Origin of the sequence: Actinomadura fulvescens (assembly GCF_039533225.1) — a bacterium.
GTDB lineage: Bacteria > Actinomycetota > Actinomycetes > Streptosporangiales > Streptosporangiaceae > Spirillospora > Spirillospora fulvescens.
This window is the reverse complement of the sequence record NZ_BAAATD010000004.1, coordinates 166,110-184,447: the sequence shown is the minus strand read 5'-3', so window position 1 is coordinate 184,447 and position 18,338 is coordinate 166,110. Positions and strand designations below refer to the sequence as shown.

The following is an 18,338-nucleotide window of genomic DNA, read 5'->3' as shown; positions in this document are numbered from 1 at the left end:
GGCCGATGCGACGGTGAGCACGTCCAACGGCCCGGCAACGCGACAGACAGGAGCGCGGCATGCAGTCCTTCCGTGTCACCATCCCCGAGGCCGCGTTGGACGACCTGCGCCGACGGCTCGCCGACGTCCGCTGGCCCGAGGCTCTGCCCGTCGCGGGCTGGGACCGCGGCGTCCCCATCGACTACCTCAAGGACCTGGCCGAATACTGGCGCGCCTCCTACGACTGGCGTGCGGCCGAGGCCAGGCTCAACGAGTTTCCCCAGTTCACCACCACCCTCGACGGCGCCAACGTGCACTTCCTGCACGTCCGGTCGCCCGAGCCCGACGCGCTGCCTCTGCTCATCACCCACGGCTGGCCGGGCGCGGTCACGGAGTTCCTCGGCGTCGCCGGTCCGCTGACCGACCCGCGGGCGTACGGGGGCGACCCGGCCGACGCGTTCGACCTGGTCATACCGTCGATGCCCGGCTTCGGCTTCTCCGGTCCGACCCGGGAGACGGGCTGGAACCTCCCCCGCCTGGCGATGGCCTGGGCCGAGCTCATGCGCCGGCTCGGCTACGAACGCTACGTGCCGCAGGCTGCCGACTTCGGCTCCGCGGTCTCCCTGGCCCTCGGCATGGTGGATCCCGAACACGTGGCGGGCGTCCATCTCAACACGCTGGTCACGATGCCGAGCGGCGAGCCAGGCGAGCTCGACGGGCTCAGTGGCGACGATCGGGCACGGCTCGCCCGCACGGAGCGGTTCGTCCGGGAGCTGTCGGGCTCCATGAAGCTCCAGTCGACGCGTCCGCACACGGTGGCGTACGCCCTGGCCGACTCCCCCGTCGCCCTGCTGGCCTGGATCGTCGAGAAGTTCAGGGACTGGACCGACTCGGCCACGGCGCCCGAGGACGCGGTGAGCCGCGACGAGATCCTCACCATCGTCTCGATCTACTGGCTCACCGGGACCGGCGGCTCGTCCGCCCAGCTGTACTACGACCTCGCCGACGTCCTTCCCATCGCGCAGGCCGAGTTCCGGTATGACCCGATCACCCCGCCGCTCGGGGTGGCCGTCTTCCCGCACGCGCCGTTCGTGCCGATCCGCCGGTTCGCCGACCGTGACTTCCCGACGATCGTGCACTGGTCGGAGTTCGACCGCGGCGGCAACTTCGCCGCGCTGGAGGAGCCCGACCTGTTCGTCGGCGACCTCCGGGCGTTCGGCCGGCTGCTCAAGGAGCGCTGACCCGTCGGTCAGGCCTGCGACTCCTCGAACTTGCGCAGCTCGTAGGTGTCGAAGACCAGCTCATCTGACTTGATCTTGCCGTCCTGGACGACGAAGTGGTCGGCCGCCCGCAGGGTGCCGAACGGACCGGTCTCCATGTCGTACATGACCAGCGCGCGCTCGTCGTCGCCGTACGCGGCGATCAGCTTGACGCTGATGACCGCCTGGGCGAACTGCCCCATCGCCTCCACCACGGCCTGCGCGCCGGTGAGGCGGACCTTCGGGCTTTCGAAGACGACGTCGTCGGCCACGTAGCCGGCCACGGCGTCCATGTCGCGGCTCGACCAGGCTTCCAGGAACGCGACGGCGACGTCGACGGGTGCGGTCTTGGCGCTCATGACCAGCCTCCAGCGGCAGGTTGGTGTCATTGCTCGGATGCAGCTGAAACTTGTTGAAAGCAACCATACTCTGCCAGGTCAAGCACAGGGGCGTAGAATCGAAACATGGCAAGGAAGCGGAGTTACGGGCAGTACTGCGGCTTGGCCCACGCGCTCGAGCTCGTCGGCGAGCGCTGGGCGCTCTTGGTGATCCGCGACCTCGTCCTGGGCCCCAAGCGGTTCACCGATCTCCGGATCGGGCTTCCGCGCATTCCGACGAACGTGCTGTCCTCACGCCTCAAGGAGCTCGAACAGGCGGGGGTCGTCCGCCGCCGCACGCTGCCGCGCCCCGCCGCCTCGGTGATCTATGAGCTCACCGACTACGGCGCGGAGCTGGAGGACATCGTCCTGCGCCTCGGCCGCTGGGGCGCCCAAACGCTCGGCGACCCCGCGCCGGAGGACATCGTGACCCCGGACGGGGAGGTCCTGGCACTGCGGGCCACCTTCCGCCCGGAGGCCGCCCGGGGCGTCCACGCCCGGTTCGAGCTGCACGTCGGCGACGTCACCGTGCACGCGATCGTCGACGACGGCGTGCTCACGGCCGGCGAGGGACCGCTGCCCGAGCCCGGCCTCGTCATCGTCATCGCCGAGATCAGCGCGCTCAAGCCGCTGCTGACACGCGAGGTCGGCGCCGCCGAGGCGGTCGCGAGCGGGTTCGCCGAGCTGACCGGCGACCCCGCCGAGTTCGAGAAGTTCGTCGAGCTCTTCAGTGTCGCCCCCACTCCCGCGGACGTCGGCCAGGTGGCCTGACGCGTCTCCGGCGTCACGCCTTTCCGCGCAGTCACACATCCGCCATCGGATCTGGCCATATTGGGCCGTCACCGGGCAATCAGGTGAAGGACATATCCGTGCCGGATATGGTTCATGCGGAATCTCTTATCGGGATATCGACGAGCCGAGCGGTTGGGGACCGCCGAAGAATTCTCACCGGCTCAGACAGATCGATGCCGCCTGCATTCAGGTGGTCAATTCCGACCCGGATCGCCGCCCCGCATTCCCGGCGTTCCGTGGCAGTGAGATCGCATCTCTCCACACGAGGGGCCACAGATGAACCTCACTCGAACAGTACAGGCGGCGGCGGGGGCCGATCCGAGGACCAGACGCCGTCGCACCCTGATCGCCGTCTTGGCGCTGATCGCGCTGGCGGTGGCCCTGCTGGTGGCGCTCCCCTCGAAGGCCAGGGGGATTCCCGCCGCACCCGGCATGGCCTTGACCCAGCTGCCGTTCTTCATGACGGCACCGGTGCAGGACGGGTTCGGCGACGGCGGGCCCGGCACGGCCACCGTCAACGCGGCGGTCAGCGCCAAATGCAACAAGGGCACCAAGATCTACAACCCGCAGTGGTTCCAGCTGCCCCCGCAGGGACTCGGCCCGATGATCGCCGCCTCGGTCGCGGAGTCCCACCCGGCGAAGGGGCCGGTGACGGTCTTCCCTTCCGGCTCCGCCTGGGTGTCGACCAATACCGGCGAGGTCGTCTCCTGCGGGGAGGCGCCGGTGACGCCGACTCAGGCGCTCTCCCTGGTCGCCTACTACGCCGACCCCGCCGCGATGGCGAAGTGCGTGCCGCCCGACAGCCCCTGCCACGACGCCACGCTCCGGATGTACACCACGCCTACGAGCGGCAAGGTTCCGCCCAACGACTCGTTCAGCCAGCCGACACCGATCTACGCGCCGTCGCACACCGAGGCCGTCGACACGACCTACGGCACGCCGGACGGCCCGCTCCTGGCCGACTACAAGGAATGCCGCCCCGAGGTGGTCACGCCACGGCAGCACAATTCGGTGTGGTGGCAGTTCAAGCCCTCCACCACGGGACCGGTCGCGCTCAGCGTGGAACCGCTGCACATCCCCCCGATCCAGCAGTTCTTCCCTCTCAACATCGCCTGGGTCGAGCTGACCGACACGGGCCCGGTCCTGGCGCCGCGGTCCGGGCCTGGCTGTGACGCCCCCGTCGTGCTCACCGCCGGCCGCACCTATCTGGTCGGCGTGAGCGTCGAGGACGACGCGTTCAGCCAGGCCCGGCGGATCACCGGCGGGCCGGTCTCCCTGCGCGTCGGGGCGGTGCCGACGCCGTCGGCTCCCTTCGTGGCGGGTGTGAGCACCGACGAGAAGGCGCGTACGGCCACCATCACCTGGGAACCGCCGGCGACCTCCGGTGCCTCCCCGGTCACCGCCTACAAGGTCGGGCTGGCCGACCTGCGCACGGGAGAGGCCAAGCTGGTGACCCTGCCGGCGACCGCCCGTTCGCACACCTTCACCGACCTTCCCGCCGCGACGGCGAAGGGTCTGGTCGTGAGCGCGGTGAACGTGGCCGGTTCGGGCCCGCAGGCCAGGCGCGCCGCCGCCCTGATCGGCAATGTGATCACCGAGGGTGTGGCGGAGCGGAGTCTTCCGGCCTGGTGACGTAACGGCTGACCGGGCGGGGCTTCGCATTTCAGAAGATGCGGGGGGATCGGCTCCTGGCGATCCTGATGAGGACCTCGATCAGGCCGCCGATCCGCCTCTCCAGGAGGTAGCCGCAGTGAACACCCTTACCGGACACCGCGCCGTGGTGCTGGGCGGGAGCATCGCGGGGGTCCTCGCCGCGCGGGTGCTCGCCGAGTTCTACGGCGAGGTGGTCGTGGTCGACCGCGACGCACTGCTCGGGATCCGGGTGCCGCGCCGCGGCGCCCCGCATACGGTGCACGCGCACGGACTGCACGCCCGCGGGCATCTGATCATGGAGGAGCTGTTCCCCGGTTTCACGGCGGAGCTCAGCGCGGCCGGCATCCCGACCGGCGACCTCGGTGAAATGCGTTGGTTCTTCGACGCCCGCCGGCTGCGGCCCGCCCGAACCGGCCTGACCTCGGTCACCGCTCCCCGGCCGGTGCTCGAGGAGCACGTGCGCGCCAAGGTGGCCGCACTCGGCAACGTGACCTTCCTGGAACGCCACGACATCGAGGGCCTCGTCGCCGACGCGCGGCGCGGCCGGATCGTCGGCGTGCGGGTCCGGCGGCAGGCCGAGGGCGCCGACGAGGAGACGCTGGAGGCCGACGTCGTCGTCGACGCGACCGGACGGGGCTCGCGCACCCCCAGCTGGCTGACACAGCTCGGGTACGAGCGCCCGGCGGAGGAACGCGTCAAGATCGGCCTGGCCTACACCACCCGGCACTACCGGACGACCCCGGAGATGTTCGACGGGGTGCAGTCGATCAATCCCGTGGCCTCGCCGGCCCATCCGCGCGGCGCCTTCTTCGGCCAGGTCGGGCGGGACATCTGCATCCTCTCGCTCACGGGGATCCAGGGTGACCGGCCGCCCACCGAGCCGGCGGCGTTCCTGGAGTTCGTCCGTTCACTGCCGGTGCCGGACGTGTACGAGGCCGTCCACGACGCCGAACCGCTCGACGACCCGGTCAGCTTCGGCTTCCCGGCGAGCGTGCGGCGCCGTTACGAGCGGCTGTCGCGCTTCCCTGACCGCCTTCTCGTCGTGGGCGACGCGGTGTGCAGCTTCAACCCGGTCTATGGCCAGGGAATGAGCGTGGCGGCCCAGGAGGCCCTGGCGCTCCGCCGCCACCTGCGAAGCGGCGGACCGCCGAGCCCCCGACCGTTCCTCAAGGAGCTCGCCGGCATCATCGACACGCCCTGGGAGATCTCCGCCGGCGGCGACCTCGATTTCCCCGCCGTCGAGGGACGGCGGACGGCGAAGGTCCGGGCCGGGAACGCCTACATGGCCCGCCTGCAGTACGCCGCGACGAAAGACGCGGCGGTCACCGACGCCTTCATGCGGGTGGCGGGGCTCGTGGACCCGCCGCAAGCGCTCATGCGGCCGCGCATGGTCCTGCGGGTACTGCGGCACGGCCTGCGCCGGCCTGAGCCCGGCCCGTCACGGTCCGCGGCTCCCCGTCCCCACGCCCGTCTTCTGAACGACCACGACCGAAAGGGCATCGCGTGAACGTTCTGTGGGTGTTCGCCCACCCCGAGAAAGAGTCGCTCGGCGGATCGCTGTTCGACGACGGTGTCCGCTTCCTCGGTGAGACAGGCCACGACTGCCAGGTCTCCGACCTGTACGCGATGAAGTGGAAGGCGACGGTCGACCGCGAGGACTTCACCGAGGAGCCGGACGGGCGGCTGATGGTCGCGCACGCCTCCGGCCGCGCCTACGAGTCCGGGACGCTCAGCGCCGACATCCGCGCCGAGCAGGAGAAGCTGGAATGGGCCGACACGGTGGTCTTCCAGTTCCCGCTCTGGTGGTACGGGATGCCCGCCATTCTCAAGGGCTGGTTCGACCGCGTCTTCGTCAAGGGTTTCGGCTATCTGGTGCCGGACCCCGAGGTGGAGGGCCGCTTCCTCCGCTACGGGGAGGGCAAGCTGCAGGGCAAGCGCGCTCTGGTCCTCATCACCAGTGGCAGTTCCGAAGAGTCGCTCGGACCGCGCGGCATCAACGGGGAGCTCGACCAGATCCTGTTCGCGCTGCTGCACGGGACGCTGTTCTACGCGGGGATGGAGGTCCTCCCTCCGCTGGTGGTCTACCGCGCCGACTGGTGCACGCCGCAGCAGTACGACGAGACCATGGCCCGGCTGCGTGACCAGCTCACCCGCATCGACGAGATGGACCCGCTTCCCTACCGGCTGGAGAGCGGCGGCGACTACGACCATCTGGACGGCGCGCTGCGGCCCGAAGTGGCCTCCGGCAGGTCGGGCCTGACCGTTCACTACCTCGACTGAGCCCACCGTTCCGGCGCGCTCCACCCGAAGGACGTGATGGACATGGTGAGGGCGACGCTCGGCGGACGCGCGGTCGTGCTCGGCGGCGGCATCGCCGGACTTCTCGCCGCCCGGGTACTGGCGGACGCCTACGAGGAGGTGCTGGTCCTCGACCGCGACACGCTGGCCGGGGTGACCACCCCCCGGCGTGGCGTCCCGCACGGACACCACGTGCACGGGGTGCTCGCCCGGGGGCATGAGGTCCTGTGCGAGCTCTATCCCGGCTTCGAGGCGGACCTGGTGAACGCCGGCGTCCCGATCGGGGACTTCGCGGCCGACCTCCGCTGGTACGTGAACGGCCGGCGGCTGCCCCGCGTGCACAGCGGGCTGGTCAGCCTGGGCTCCATCCGGCCGGTCCTGGAGGCCTACCTCCGGGACCGGACGGCGGCGCTGCCCAACGTGAAGCTCGTCGAGCGCTGCGACATCCTGGAGCCGGTGGCCACCCCCGCGGGCGACCGGATCGTCGGCGTCCGGGTGCGCCGCGACACCGCTGGCGGGGCGGCCGAGGTACTGCACACCGACCTCCTGGTCGACGCCACCGGCCGCGGTTCGCGCCTGCCGGCCTGGCTGGCCGGTCTCGGTCACCAGCGTCCCGAAGAGCAGCGGATCAAGGTCGGGCTGGCCTACACCACCCGCAACTACCGGCTCCGGTCGGACCCGTACCACGGCGACCTCACCATCAACCTGGTGCCCTCACCGCGGTTCCCGCGCGGGGCGTACTTCCAGAACCGGGGCGACGGCACGGCGATGCTGACCCTGACCGGCATGCTGGGAGACCACCCCCCGGCCGATCCCGATGGTTTCCTGGCGTTCGCGCGGAGCCTCGCGGTGCCCGACATCCACGCGGCCCTCCTGGACGCCGATCCGCTCGACGATCCGGTGACCTTCCGCTTCCCCGCGAGCCTGTGGCGCCGGTACGACCGGATGGACTTCCTCCCGGACCGCATGCTCGCCGTCGGCGACGCCGTCTGCTCGTTCAACCCCGTCTACGGACAGGGCATGACCGTGGCAGCGCTGGAGGCCCTCGCGCTCCGCGCGCACCTCCGGTCGGGCGCCCCGCCGACTCCGCGCCGTTTCTTCCGCGACATCACCGGCGTCATCGAGACGCAGTGGCGGCTCTCCGCGGCCGGAGACCTCAGCTTCCCCGGTGTCGAAGGACACCGGACCATGCAGATCAGACTGGGGAACGCCTACATGAGGCGTCTGCAGGAGGCGGCCCTCCGCGACGCGATGATCACCAAGGCCTTCTTCCGCGTCATCGGCCTGGTCGATCCGCCCCAGGCGATCATGCGCCCGGCCATCGTCCTGCGGGTCCTGCGAAGCCTGGCGCGCAGGCGCACGCCCGTCCCGGCGCCCACGCTCGACACCAGGGCGAGGCCCGGCCATCGCGTCTGATCCGGCTCGCGCCGTGCCGCTGCGCCCGGGCGCCCCGCTCCATAGACTACTTGCTCATTGCAACTGTATGATGCGCATTAACAACTACACAGGAGGGCGGGTGGGACCGCACGTCCTGCCCAATTCCGGATGGAGCTCAGCATGAGCAGGACCGTCGTCATCCGTTATACGACCAAGCCCGACCACGCCGACGAAAACCAGCGCCTCGTCACCGAGGTCTTCGACCAACTCGCCAGGGAGAATCCCGACGGGCTGCGCTATGCCAGCTTCCGCCTGGCGGACGGCGTGAGCTTCGTCCACATCGCCGAAATGGACGACGACGCGGACCCGCTGCCCGAACTCGCCGCCTTCCAGGATTTCCAGAAGGGGTTCAAAGACCGATTGGAAGGCAAGCCGGACCGCAGCGAGGCCACCATCATCGGTTCCTATCGCTTCGTTTAGACGGACCCCGCAGCGTGGCAGGGGCCTGCTCCGACAGCGTGCGGCCCCTGCCACACGAGCATTGGCTGACGTATGGGACGAACGAAACAGGAACGGGCAGACCAGACGCGGCGCGCCCTCCTCCACGCGGCCGCCGAAACGTTCGAGGCGCGTGGTTATCACGGCACGTCCCTTCAGGACATCGTGACGGGACGAGGTGTCAGCAAGGGCGCGCTCTACTTCCATTTCCCGTCCAAGAAAGACCTGGCGGTCGCGATTCTCGAAGAGCAGCACGCGCTCTGGCCGCGCCTGCTCACCGACCTGCGCGGTCGCGAGCGGAACGCGCTCCGTCTCCTGCTGGAGCTGCTGATGGAGGCGGCAGGGAACATCCGCGACGACGTCGTCGCGCGCGCCGGCACCCGGCTGGCCTGTGAGAAGGACCAGATAGGCACCGCCGTTCCGGCGTTGTTCACCGGCTGGGTGGAAATCGTGGAAGGGCTCCTGATCGAGGCCCACAACCAGGGCGACCTGAGGCCCGACGTCGCCCCCCGCATCGTTGCCGAGTTCCTGGTGGCCGGTTTCGCCGGACTGCAGCGTATGCGGACCATCAAGGGACTCGACGGCGATATCCACCCGCACTTGACGGCGATGCTCGAACATCTGCTGCCGGGGCTGGTCAAAGCGGAGAAGATGGCGGAAGTCCTGGCCGCTCTGAACGCCATCGGGCACCGGACACTCCGCAATTCTTCCGATGTGCTCCCGGTGAGTCTCCTGGAGCGCAAGCCACGAGATGCGGCGCGTCTCCTTTCGGCGGACCATTCAAAGGGACCAGCCGCCCTCGGCGGCGATGGAATTCCCGGTTCCGGCCGGCATGAAAGGAGCAGGGTGTGACAGATCTGCACGAGGTGTTCTCAGATCTCACCGCGGAAGGCGACGAGCTCGACAAGGTACTCGCCGGCCTGGACGCCGACCAGTGGAGAACCCCCACCCCGGCCCCCGGCTGGACCATCGCACACCAGATCGCCCACCTGTCGGCGACGTTCCGGATGGCCGGCCTGTCCGCCGGTGACCCGCGGGCGTTCGAGGCGCTGGTCGCGCGGCTCGGCCCCGACTTCAACGCCAACGTCGAGGCCGCGATGGCACCCTTCCTCGCCGAGGCTCCCGCGACGCTGTTCGCGCGCTGGCAGACGGAGAAGAAGACGGCGACCACCGCCCTCGCCGCGGTGCCCCCGGACCAGGTGGTGCCCTGGCTCGTCCGGCCACTGCCACCGGCCATCCTCGCCTGCGCGGGCCTCATGGAGCTGATCGGGCACGGGCAGGACGTGTACGACGCGCTCGGCGTCCAGCGCACCTGGACCGACCGGATCAAGCACCTGGTCGGTTTCGCGGTCCTCGTGAAGGAGTTCGCCTACACCGAGCGCGGGCTCACTCCGCCGCCCGACGAGTTCCGTTTCGAGCTCACGCTGCCGTCCGGAACCGCCTGGGAGTTCGGCCCGGAGGACGCCGCCCAGCGCGTCACCGGCCCGGCCGCCGACTTCTGCCTCCTGGTGCTCCGCCGCCGCCACCGCGACGACCTCGACATCGAGGCCACCGGCGAGGTGGCCGACGCGTGGCTGGACATCGCCCAGGCCTACCGCGGTCCGGCCGGCGAGGGACGTGCTCCGGGTCAGTTCGCCGCCCTGCGCGGCTGAGCCGCGTCCTCGCGGGCCCGGGCAGGTGACCGATCACCCGGGCCCGCGGGCCGCCGCTCCACGAAGACGGCCGCCACGGCGCCGGCCACGAGGACGACGGCCACCACGCTCAGCGTCGGCCGGGTCGCGGCGACGAAGCCCTGGCCGAACGCCTCCCGTACCAGCGCCGCGAAGCGCTCCGCCAGGCCCGGCGGCAGATCCTCGGACGCGCCCACGCCGCCGTGCTGCCCGCGGCCCAGGTGGAGGCCCGCCGCGGCCGCTTCGTCGAAGCCGCTCAGGTAGGACGCGCGTGCCGACGGCGGCAGCCGGCCGGCTCGTTCCGCCGCCTCGCGATGCAGCGCCTCCACCAGGCGATTCTGCAGGACCGCTCCGATCACCGCGGCGCCGAGCGCCGCGCCCAGCTGGCGTGCCGTGTTGAGCACGCCCGACGCCGCCCCGGCCAGCCGCGGCTCGACCGAACGCATGGCCTCGGTGGTGGCGGGCGCGATCGTCAGGCCCATGCCGAGGCCGACGAGGAGCATCGGCAGGATGAAGGTCGTCCCGGTCGACGAGGTGGTCGGGACGAACGCGAGGCCCAGCACGCCCGCCGCGTACAGGACCAGGCCGGCGGCCAGCGGATACCGGCCGCCGACGCGGTCGGCGAGCCTGCCCGCCACCGGCGCGACCGCGCTCAGCGACAGGGTGAGCGGCAACGCGGCGACACCCGACCTGAGCGGGCTCATACCGAGCAGTGTCTGGGTCTCGATCACGAAGACGAGCAGCAGGCCGTAGAGCGAGAACGACGTGACGAGGGTGATGCAGGTGGCGAGGCCGAAGTTGCGGTCGCGGAACAGCCGTCCCGGGACCAGCGGCTCGGGCTGCCGCCGCTCCCAGAGGACGAAGGCGGCCAGCACCGCCACCGCGGCGGCGAAGACGCGCGGGATGGTCACCGGACCCGCGACCGGTCCCCAGTCGTGCCGCTGTCCTTCGACGAGACCGTAGACGATCCCCACCAGCCCCGCGGTCGCCAGCGTCACGCCGACGACGTCGAAGCTGTGCGCACGGGCGGGGCGCAGGTCCGGGACGAACCGGAAGGCCAGCACGAGCCCGGCGAGGCCCACCGGAACGTTGAGATAGAAGATCGACTCCCAGCCGGTCGCGGTGATCAGGAAACCGCCCAGCGTCGGACCGCTGACCGCGGCGATGCCTGCGGTCGCCGTGAAGACGCCGAAGGCGGCCCCGCGCCGGTCGGCGGGGAAGAGCACGGTGATCAGGACGAGCGCCTGCGGCACCAGTGCCGCGGCGCCGAGTCCCTGGCCGACCCGCGCCGCGACCAGCTGCTCGGGCGTCTGCGCCACCGCGCACAGCAGCGACGCGACGGTGAAGATCACCAGTCCCCAAGCGAACACGGTGCGCGGGCCGGCGACGTCGCCGAGCCGGCCGCAGACGATCAGCAGCGAGGCGAAGGTGAGCAGGTAGGCGTTGAGCACCCACAACATCTCGTCGATCCCGGCATCGAGCGTCCGCATGATCTCCGGGGCGGCGGTGGTGACGATGGTGGTGTCGAGGAGGATCAGGAAGTTCGCGACGCACAGGACGAGGAGGGCTCGCCACGGGCTCGTGACCCCGCGCTTCCCACGGCTCATTCCACGCCCTCCGCGCCCTCCGCGATGCCGCCCGCCAGGTCCCGGGACAGCGCTCCGGCGCGGCGCGCGGCGGTGAAGGCGGCCCACGAGACGAACTCGACGAACCGCGCGTCCGCCGGGTCATCCCGCCGGAAGGCATCGATGACAGCCTGGTCGACGCGGTAGGAGGCCATCGCGGTGAGCATGGCCAGCCGGCCCGCCGGGCGGTCCGCGGCGGGCAGCCCGGCCACCGCGTCATCGAAGCGGCCGCGTCCGAGGCCGGGCGGCCGGCCGTCCCACGCTTCCAGTTCGGCGGCGAGCAGATCCCGGACCGATGCCGGGACCACCCGCTTCCCCGCCTCGTCGATGGCTGTCGCCGAACGAGCGAAGGCGTCGGCGACCATGCCGTTCGCCTTCGCCCAGCCGAAGTCCTCGGGGAGCGGGCCACCCGGCAGCAGCCCGAGCGACGCTCCCGGCTCATGGAAGTTCGACGCGCCCGGTGCCATGTACCGGCCGATCAGCCGTTTCAGGCCCCTGCGCACCCGGGCCGGCGTCCGGTCCGGGAAAGGTGTGTCGCCCAGGAAGACGTTGACCATCCGGTTGTAGTAGTGGAAGACGACCGCGACCCCGATGAGCTCCGGCCCGAGCGCGGGAAGGAAGGGGGGAGTGTCCCGGCCGGACGGCCCCTTCTCCCCGGAACGCCTGGCCCACTCGGCGATCGCGGCGATGCGCGGCTCCCGGATCTCGATGAGCCGGTCACGCGCGATCGCCTCGGCGTCGTGTCCGCGCACCAGCCCGTGCAGCGTCATGCTGTGCACTTCGACGCAGTACGGGCAGGAGTTGCCGAGCGAGACGGCCGCCGCGACCGCCTCCTTGGCGGCGCGATCGGCCCGTCCCGTGGCGACCAGGGTCTCCCGCAGCATCATCCAGGCCGCCGCCAGCATCGCGGGCGCCGGCGAATGCAGGATCACCGGCGGTGCGAGGATGCCGAAGTCACGCTCCAGCTGCGCGTAGATCTCGGCCACCCGGCCTCGCGCCGCCTCATGCCTGACCAGCGACACATGCCCGATCTGCTCCTGTGCGCCGCGCCGGGCGGCGCGGACGAAGAGGCTCGTCATCGTGGCGTCCCGCCCGGGTCGTCAGTCGCGCGCCAGCACGGGGACGAGCGGCGCGGTCCCGCGCCGGCCGCTGGTGGCCCCGTCCGGTGCCGGGGCGCCGTAGGCGACCTGGACACCCCGCCGCCGCACGGCCTGGACGATGCCGGGCATCGCCCGTTCGGCGAGCGCGGCGATGGTCATCGCCGGGTTGACCGTCAGGCCCGACGGCACCGCCGAGCCGTCGGTCACGAAGATGCCGGGGTGCCCGCGCAGCTCGTGCCCGTCGTCGAGCGCGGACGTGGCGGGGTCGTCGCCGATCCGGCAGGACGCCAGCGGATGCACGGTGTAGGCGCCCACCACATCGTTCGTCCAGGGCATCACCTTGCCGAGCCCGTCACGTTCGATGATGTCGCGGACCGCGGCGTCGGATTCCGCCCAGCCGCGCAGGGTGTTGGCGGTCGGGTTGTAGCGCAGGTTGCCGCGGCCGAGCATCTGCTGGGACAGCCGCATGGCGTTGCCCGTGGCCGGTGGCGGGCCGAACACGCCCTCGTTGTCGTCTTCCGACATGGTGAAGATGGTCAGCCACGACTGCCAGCGGCTGAGCATCTCCTTCTTGTCGACGCCGAACCAGCTCGGGCCGGTCGCCCCGGGCACCTGGGCGAGGATGGTCCCCAGACCGGGCGGGAAATAGAGCTGCTCAAGCGAGAACCGCGAGTGCTCGGGCAGGCTCCCGTCGAGCCGGTCCCAGTTCGCGACGACCGGTCCCCTGCCGATCTGGTTGGCCGCGTAGGCCAGGCCGTCGCCGCGGTCGAGGCCGAGCACCTCGCGGGCCCTGTCCTCGTCGATCACCGCGGTGTTGAGCCGCTCGCCGTTACCGGAGAAGTAGCGTCCGGCGGCATGCGGCATCCGCCCGAGCGCGGGCTCCGAACGCTGCAGGATCACGGGCGTCGCGCCCGCCCCGGCCGCCAGGACGACGACTTTGGCGTCGATCGCCCCCGTCCCCACGCGCACCCTGTAGTCCTCGTCGTCGATGACGTCGTAGTGCACCCGGTAGCCGCCGTCGTCGTTCCTCGACAGGTGCTGGACCTCGTGCATGGGGCGGATGGTGGCGCCGTGGGCCAGCGCCGCCGGCAGATAGTTGAACAGCAGGGATCGTTTGGCGTCGAAGCGGCAGCCGGCCATCATCCAGTTGCAGTTGGTGCACTTGTCGTTGTCGACCGCGACCGGCACCGGGTTGGCGGTGAGGCCCGAGTGGGCGCACGCCGCGGCCCACAACCCGCCGGCGTAGGTGACCTCGTCCCAGTCCTGCTTGGTGACCGGCAGAGCCTCGGCGACTCGGTCGTACCAGGGTTCGAGCGTGTCCCTGGAGACGGCCTTCGGCCACATGCGGCGCCCGATGCTGCCCTTGCGCTCGAACACGAACCGGGGCGCGCGCGGCATCGCCGCGAAGTAGACGACGCTGCCGCCGCCGACGCAGTTGCCGCCCAGGATGCTCATGCCGTCGCCCACCACGAAGTCGAAGATCCGGGTGTACGACGAGCCCAGCTTGAAGTCGTGGTCGAAGTCCTTGCCCTCCAGCCAGGGACCGCGTTCCAGCACCACGACGCGAGCGCCGCCCGCCGCCAGATGATAGGCCGCGATCGCCCCGCCGAAGCCGCTGCCCACCACCAGGACGTCGGTGCTTTCCGTGCTGTTCATTCGGGGCTCCCTGAAGGCGTCGTACGAGGGTGGATCTCGGCCAGCCGGCGACCGTAGGAGAACTGGGGGAAACGCCAAAGTCCGTCGCTGTCGGGCTGGGCGAGTCCCATGACCGCCAGGCCGGGGTGACCCGCGTCAAGCGCTTCGAGGGTGGGCAGGTGGGCCGCGGTGTCGAACGCCATGTTGCTGAACAACGCCAGGCTCACCCACACGTCCTTCTCCGGATGCCCCGGAGCGAGGAGTGCCTGGACCAGCGCGGTGCGTTCCGCGAAGGGCAGGGCGACGAACGGCGGCACCTCGGGATCGAGCGCCTCCCCGACGATCTCCGCATGCGTCCGCGCGTGGTCGTTGAGCATGCGCACGAGATCGTCAAGGCCGGAGACCAGGCCGGCGGCAGGCGTCTCCAGCAGTTCCAGCGCACCCGCGGCCACCGCGCCGGGACCCGCCGCCGCGCCGGCGACGGCCCTGTCGCCTGGACCGCGTTTCTCGCCCGGGATGATCGTGTCGGCGTACGCTTCGAGGGTCATCCGCCTGGTGCCGTCCTCGGTCTGGACATCCGGTGTCACCGGCCTCACCTCCAACGCCCTTCGTATGGCACAGAATCGCGAATTAGCAGCCATTGCATATCCGCCCTAACAAGGTCCATCGTCGGCCCGGCAGGTTCGCAACGCATCTTCGAGAGTGCCGTCCCAAATCATTTCAAGGGTCTCGGGGCGTCAATGCGTCAGCCGGTAATAGCCGGCGCCTGCTTCAAACAGGCCGGTATGAATGGACGCCAAAGCCACCGGGACCGGAAGGCCGGCCGCTGTTATATGATTAGCCCCCGGCGCACGAAGGACGGCGAGAACATGCAGGCCAGAGCCGATCGGACACGAGGCACCATGCTTCGTGCCGCCGCCGAGAAGTTCGAGGCCAACGGGTACTCGGGCACGCGACTCCAGGACATCGTCGCGGGCCGTAACCTCAGCAAGGGCGCGCTCTACTTTCACTTCCCGTCGAAGAAGCATCTGGCCGCCGCCATCATCAGCGAACAGGCCGACCTGTGGGCCCGCCTGCTGGCTGAGTTGCGCGAGCGGCATCCACGGGCAATTCATCTGCTGCCCGCACTGTTGTGCCGGGCCGCCGCGCAGCACAGCGAGGATGTCATGGCCAGGGCGAGCACCCGGCTGGCCATCGAACGCGACCGCATCGGCGAGGAGATACCGCCGCTGTTCGCCTCCTGGACAGACCTCCTCCAGCGGCTGCTGGCCGAGGCCAAGGAGCAGGGTGATCTACGGCCCGAGGTCGATCCCCGTTCGACCGCGGAGTTGATCGTCGCCACGTTCACCGGGCTGTGCCAGACACCGGCCGGCGGCGCGGCACGCGTTGATTTCAAACATCATCTGACGCAGATGTGGAAACTCCTGCTTCCCGGGCTGGCGACTCCGGAGTGTCTGGCCGATCTCGAAGCCGCTCCGCGGTCCGCGCTGTGACTGTCGCGATAACTACCATCCACGTGTCAGTCAAGTGGTGGTAAGCAGGGTGTGACTGCCTTTTCTGGCCACCCTCACCGGGCGGCCGGCCCATCGGCCCCCCAACCTGCGAATTCACTGATCCAGTCCATGAACTGGGACTTTCCACGAGATCTTGACCACATGACGTCAGAGCCGACGACACTCCAGAGTATTGCGTTAAGTCGGTCGGCCGGTATCTTTTCTGTTGATCGGAGTGAGTGCGCGCGCCGAGTCAGGGGCCGACTCGGCTTCCGCAGGACCATGGGGGAGTCACTCATGCCCATTTCACCACCACAGGAGGAACCCGCCCCAGATCATGAACGCGACCCGCGACGGCCGATCGACCGCCACGCGCGGACCGGCCCGTCCGAGGCCGTCCCGATCGGCGCCCTCCGTGAGGGGTACTCACCACGCCGTGTTCTCGACGAGGAGCATGTTCATCGGCTCGCACAGACGGAGAGCCCCTTGCCGCCGATCCTCGTGCACCGTCCGACCATGCGGATAGTCGACGGCGTGCACCGGTTGCGCGCGGCGGTTCTCAGCGGCCGCGAAGAGATCGAGGTGACGTATTTCGACGGCAGCGACGAGGACGCTTTCATTCGCGCCGTCGCGGAGAACATCTCGCACGGCCTGCCCCTGTCGCTGACCGATCGCAAGGCCGCGGCGATGCGCATCATCCGATCACATCCCGACCTGTCGGACCGGACGATCGCCGGCTACACCGGGCTGGCCGCAAAGACGATCGCCGGGCTCCGGTGTTCGAGCGCGGAATACGCGCAGTCGAACAGAAGAATGGGGGCCGACGGACGGCTGCGTCCGACGAGCTGGATCGAGGGCAGGCATCGCGCCGCGGAGGCGATCGTCCTCCACCCCGAGGCCTCGCTCCGAGAGATCGCCCGGATCGCGGCCGTGTCGGTCGGCACGGCGCATGACGTCCGCAAGAGGCTGAGCCGCGGCGAGGATCCGGCACCCGCCCGGCAGCATTCCGGGACCGGGCGGAACGCCGCCGCGACGGCGGCCGACGAACTTCCGGCCAAGGCCCCCGATCCCCCGCGACGACCCGATCCCCTGGCGGACACGGCACCCGGAAAGGACACCGCTGGAGAGGACATCGCGCCCGGACAGGACGTTCTCCGGGCATCTGAACCGCCAGATCCCACGGAGCTGCTGCGCAAGCTCACCAAGGATCCCGCGATCCGGCACACCGAGGTGGGCCGTGGCCTGCTGCGGGTCCTGCACGCGAGATCGGTGGCCGACACCGACTGGTCCGAGCTCGTCGAGGCCGTGCCGCCCCACTGCGCGGCGGCCATCGCGACGATCGCCCGCGTCTATGCCGAGGCATGGCAACGCTTCGCCTGTGCCGTCGACCGGCAGGGGAAATCCGCCGACGAATGATATGCGGGTGCCCGGCTCCCCGCCCCGGCCCCGCCGGGGAATGCCCCCCATTCGATAACGCCATTATCTAACACCTTACCTCGGCCTATCATGAATCATTTACTGAGGGTCGCACCGCCAATACACAAGGCAATAGTCGTGTTCAAATCGCGAAATCCATGATTAACAATTCGCTGATAAGCTGCCCGGCAGACGCGATGGGATATCGCGTTGCCACCCAGCCTCTTGATCAATGGCTGGGGCACGATCATCACCGGCACGTAACGGGGCGGACCACAGAAGAAGGGGAGGTCCATGGACGGCCACACGGAGCAGAGCATCCTGCGGGTTGTCGACAGCATTTATGAAAATATCGGCGAGCAGATCACCATCGACGATATGGCCCGGACCGCAATGTTCAGCAAGTTCCACTTCACTCGCCTATTTCAACGCGCGACGGGGGTGTCGCCGGGGCGCTTTCTTTCAGCGGTCCGGCTTCAGGAGGCCAAGAAACTTCTGTTGTCGACCTCGATGAGCGTCGCCGACATCAGCCACCAGGTCGGCTACAGCAGCGTCGGCACGTTCAGCTCCCGGTTCAAGCGCAGCGTCGGGCTCTCCCCGACCGTCTACCGGGAGCTCGGCGGCTTCACCCCGCGCATCCACGTCGACACCCAGCACCGCGGGGCGCGGACGGCCGTCGTGACGGGACACATCAAGGGAGAGCACTCGGACGATCTCTCGATCCGGCGTGTGGACGAGGAGCAGAACCCCGTCTTCCTCGGACTGTTCCCCGACACGATCCCGCAGGGGCGCCCGGCGCGGTGCACGGTGCTGGAACGGCCCGGACCGTTCCGGCTCGACAACGTTCCCGAGGGCACCTGGCATCTGCTCGTGCAGTCGGTGCCGGTCGGCGAGGTCGAGATGCTCGACGGGGAGACCCCGACGGTCGGCGCCCACGGCCCCATCAAGGTCCGGGCCGCGATGGCCATCGGCCCGCTGGAGATCCGGCTCCGGCCGATGCGGACGATCGAACCCCCGGTGCTGCTGGCGCTCCTGGACGCACGGCTCGTGGCCCTGCGCGCGACCGCCAGCTGACGAACCGGGCGCCCTTCCCTCGCCCCGTTCCTCCACCGGCACAGTTTCATCGATCGCCGCCGGCTCAATGTTCCATCGCACGCCACCGGCGG

17 protein-coding genes are annotated in these 18,338 nt (G+C 70.0%); 12 read left to right on the top strand and 5 right to left on the bottom strand.

Going from position 1 to position 18,338, the window contains the following annotated elements; translation table 11 throughout:
- Window positions 1–59 precede the first annotated feature (59 nt).
- Window positions 60–1,220 carry an epoxide hydrolase family protein gene (locus tag ABD333_RS16545; protein ID WP_344541841.1) on the top strand — a complete coding sequence of 387 codons (1,161 nt, stop codon included), beginning with the start codon at window positions 60–62 and terminating at the stop codon, window positions 1,218–1,220.
- Between the two features lie 8 nt (window positions 1,221–1,228).
- Here ABD333_RS16545 and ABD333_RS16540 read toward each other — a convergent pair whose 3' ends face one another.
- Window positions 1,229–1,597, bottom strand: coding sequence for a nuclear transport factor 2 family protein (locus ABD333_RS16540; protein ID WP_344541840.1), 369 nt, complete (start codon window positions 1,595–1,597; stop codon window positions 1,229–1,231).
- 105 nt (window positions 1,598–1,702) lie between these two features.
- On the opposite strand from ABD333_RS16540, the gene ABD333_RS16535 reads away from it, so the two are divergent.
- From ABD333_RS16535 to ABD333_RS16500, 8 genes are all read left to right on the top strand, one after another.
- Window positions 1,703–2,386: a winged helix-turn-helix transcriptional regulator gene (locus ABD333_RS16535; RefSeq protein WP_344541839.1), complete on the top strand. Its 684-nt coding sequence runs from the start codon at window positions 1,703–1,705 to the stop codon at window positions 2,384–2,386.
- 297 nt (window positions 2,387–2,683) lie between these two features.
- A complete protein-coding gene (locus tag ABD333_RS16530; RefSeq protein WP_344541838.1) occupies window positions 2,684–4,039 on the top strand; it encodes a fibronectin type III domain-containing protein in 1,356 nt (451 codons plus the stop codon).
- Window positions 4,040–4,157: 118 nt separating this feature from the next.
- A complete protein-coding gene (locus ABD333_RS16525; RefSeq protein WP_344541837.1) occupies window positions 4,158–5,567 on the top strand; it encodes an FAD-dependent oxidoreductase in 1,410 nt (469 codons plus the stop codon).
- Window positions 5,564–6,340, top strand: coding sequence for an NAD(P)H-dependent oxidoreductase (locus tag ABD333_RS16520; RefSeq protein WP_344541835.1), 777 nt, complete (start codon window positions 5,564–5,566; stop codon window positions 6,338–6,340). Before ABD333_RS16525 ends, ABD333_RS16520 begins: the two co-directional genes overlap by 4 nt.
- Window positions 6,341–6,376: 36 nt before the next feature.
- Window positions 6,377–7,774, top strand: coding sequence for an FAD-dependent oxidoreductase (locus tag ABD333_RS16515; RefSeq protein ID WP_344541833.1), 1,398 nt, complete (start codon window positions 6,377–6,379; stop codon window positions 7,772–7,774).
- A 141-nt stretch (window positions 7,775–7,915) separates the two neighbouring features.
- On the top strand, window positions 7,916–8,215 hold the full coding sequence (locus ABD333_RS16510; protein WP_344541831.1) for a hypothetical protein: 300 nt from the start codon (window positions 7,916–7,918) through the stop codon (window positions 8,213–8,215).
- A 72-nt stretch (window positions 8,216–8,287) separates the two neighbouring features.
- Window positions 8,288–9,085: a ScbR family autoregulator-binding transcription factor gene (locus ABD333_RS16505; protein WP_344541829.1), complete on the top strand. Its 798-nt coding sequence runs from the start codon at window positions 8,288–8,290 to the stop codon at window positions 9,083–9,085.
- Entirely contained in the window at window positions 9,082–9,885 is an 804-nt protein-coding gene (locus tag ABD333_RS16500; RefSeq protein WP_344541827.1) for a TIGR03084 family metal-binding protein, read from the top strand. Before ABD333_RS16505 ends, ABD333_RS16500 begins: the two co-directional genes overlap by 4 nt.
- On the opposite strand, the gene ABD333_RS16495 is transcribed toward ABD333_RS16500, so the two are convergent.
- The 4 genes from ABD333_RS16495 to ABD333_RS16480 are packed head-to-tail and all read right to left on the bottom strand — an operon-like array spanning window position 9,861 to window position 14,850.
- Window positions 9,861–11,510 carry an MFS transporter gene (locus tag ABD333_RS16495; RefSeq protein ID WP_344541825.1) on the bottom strand — a complete coding sequence of 550 codons (1,650 nt, stop codon included), beginning with the start codon at window positions 11,508–11,510 and terminating at the stop codon, window positions 9,861–9,863. The genes ABD333_RS16500 and ABD333_RS16495 overlap by 25 nt on opposite strands.
- The gene (locus tag ABD333_RS16490; RefSeq protein WP_344541823.1) at window positions 11,507–12,607 is read right to left on the bottom strand and encodes a carboxymuconolactone decarboxylase family protein; all 1,101 of its coding nucleotides are present in this window, start codon (window positions 12,605–12,607) and stop codon (window positions 11,507–11,509) included. Before ABD333_RS16490 ends, ABD333_RS16495 begins: the two co-directional genes overlap by 4 nt.
- Window positions 12,608–12,628: 21 nt before the next feature.
- Window positions 12,629–14,284: a GMC family oxidoreductase N-terminal domain-containing protein gene (locus ABD333_RS16485; protein WP_344541821.1), complete on the bottom strand. Its 1,656-nt coding sequence runs from the start codon at window positions 14,282–14,284 to the stop codon at window positions 12,629–12,631.
- The gene (locus ABD333_RS16480) at window positions 14,281–14,850 is read right to left on the bottom strand and encodes a DUF5987 family protein (protein WP_344541819.1); all 570 of its coding nucleotides are present in this window, start codon (window positions 14,848–14,850) and stop codon (window positions 14,281–14,283) included. Before ABD333_RS16480 ends, ABD333_RS16485 begins: the two co-directional genes overlap by 4 nt.
- Window positions 14,851–15,003: 153 nt before the next feature.
- Here ABD333_RS16480 and ABD333_RS16475 point away from each other — a divergent pair, with 153 nt between their 5' ends.
- From ABD333_RS16475 to ABD333_RS16465, 3 genes are all read left to right on the top strand, one after another.
- Window positions 15,004–15,756: a ScbR family autoregulator-binding transcription factor gene (locus ABD333_RS16475; protein WP_344541817.1), complete on the top strand. Its 753-nt coding sequence runs from the start codon at window positions 15,004–15,006 to the stop codon at window positions 15,754–15,756.
- Window positions 15,757–15,885: 129 nt separating this feature from the next.
- Entirely contained in the window at window positions 15,886–17,172 is a 1,287-nt protein-coding gene (locus ABD333_RS16470; RefSeq protein ID WP_344541815.1) for a ParB/RepB/Spo0J family partition protein, read from the top strand.
- Window positions 17,173–17,466: 294 nt separating this feature from the next.
- Window positions 17,467–18,246: a helix-turn-helix domain-containing protein gene (locus tag ABD333_RS16465; RefSeq protein WP_344541813.1), complete on the top strand. Its 780-nt coding sequence runs from the start codon at window positions 17,467–17,469 to the stop codon at window positions 18,244–18,246.
- The last annotated feature ends 92 nt before the right edge of the window (window positions 18,247–18,338 follow it).

Excerpts from the sequence above, each read along its gene's own strand:
- ABD333_RS16540 (WP_344541840.1), bottom strand. The coding sequence starts at position 1,597 with ATGAGCGCCAAGACCGCACCCGTCGACGTCGCCGTCGCGTTCCTGGAA.
- ABD333_RS16485 (WP_344541821.1), bottom strand. The coding sequence starts at position 14,284 with ATGAACAGCACGGAAAGCACCGACGTCCTGGTGGTGGGCAGCGGCTTC.
- ABD333_RS16470 (WP_344541815.1), top strand. The coding sequence starts at position 15,886 with ATGAACTGGGACTTTCCACGAGATCTTGACCACATGACGTCAGAGCCG.
- ABD333_RS16490 (WP_344541823.1), bottom strand. The coding sequence starts at position 12,607 with ATGACGAGCCTCTTCGTCCGCGCCGCCCGGCGCGGCGCACAGGAGCAG.
- ABD333_RS16475 (WP_344541817.1), top strand. The coding sequence starts at position 15,004 with ATGCGTCAGCCGGTAATAGCCGGCGCCTGCTTCAAACAGGCCGGTATG.
- ABD333_RS16510 (WP_344541831.1), top strand. The coding sequence starts at position 7,916 with ATGAGCAGGACCGTCGTCATCCGTTATACGACCAAGCCCGACCACGCC.
- ABD333_RS16505 (WP_344541829.1), top strand. The coding sequence starts at position 8,288 with ATGGGACGAACGAAACAGGAACGGGCAGACCAGACGCGGCGCGCCCTC.
- ABD333_RS16545 (WP_344541841.1), top strand. The coding sequence starts at position 60 with ATGCAGTCCTTCCGTGTCACCATCCCCGAGGCCGCGTTGGACGACCTG.
- ABD333_RS16465 (WP_344541813.1), top strand. The coding sequence starts at position 17,467 with ATGGACGGCCACACGGAGCAGAGCATCCTGCGGGTTGTCGACAGCATT.
- ABD333_RS16530 (WP_344541838.1), top strand. The coding sequence starts at position 2,684 with ATGAACCTCACTCGAACAGTACAGGCGGCGGCGGGGGCCGATCCGAGG.
- ABD333_RS16515 (WP_344541833.1), top strand. The coding sequence starts at position 6,377 with ATGGACATGGTGAGGGCGACGCTCGGCGGACGCGCGGTCGTGCTCGGC.
- ABD333_RS16495 (WP_344541825.1), bottom strand. The coding sequence starts at position 11,510 with ATGAGCCGTGGGAAGCGCGGGGTCACGAGCCCGTGGCGAGCCCTCCTC.
- ABD333_RS16535 (WP_344541839.1), top strand. The coding sequence starts at position 1,703 with ATGGCAAGGAAGCGGAGTTACGGGCAGTACTGCGGCTTGGCCCACGCG.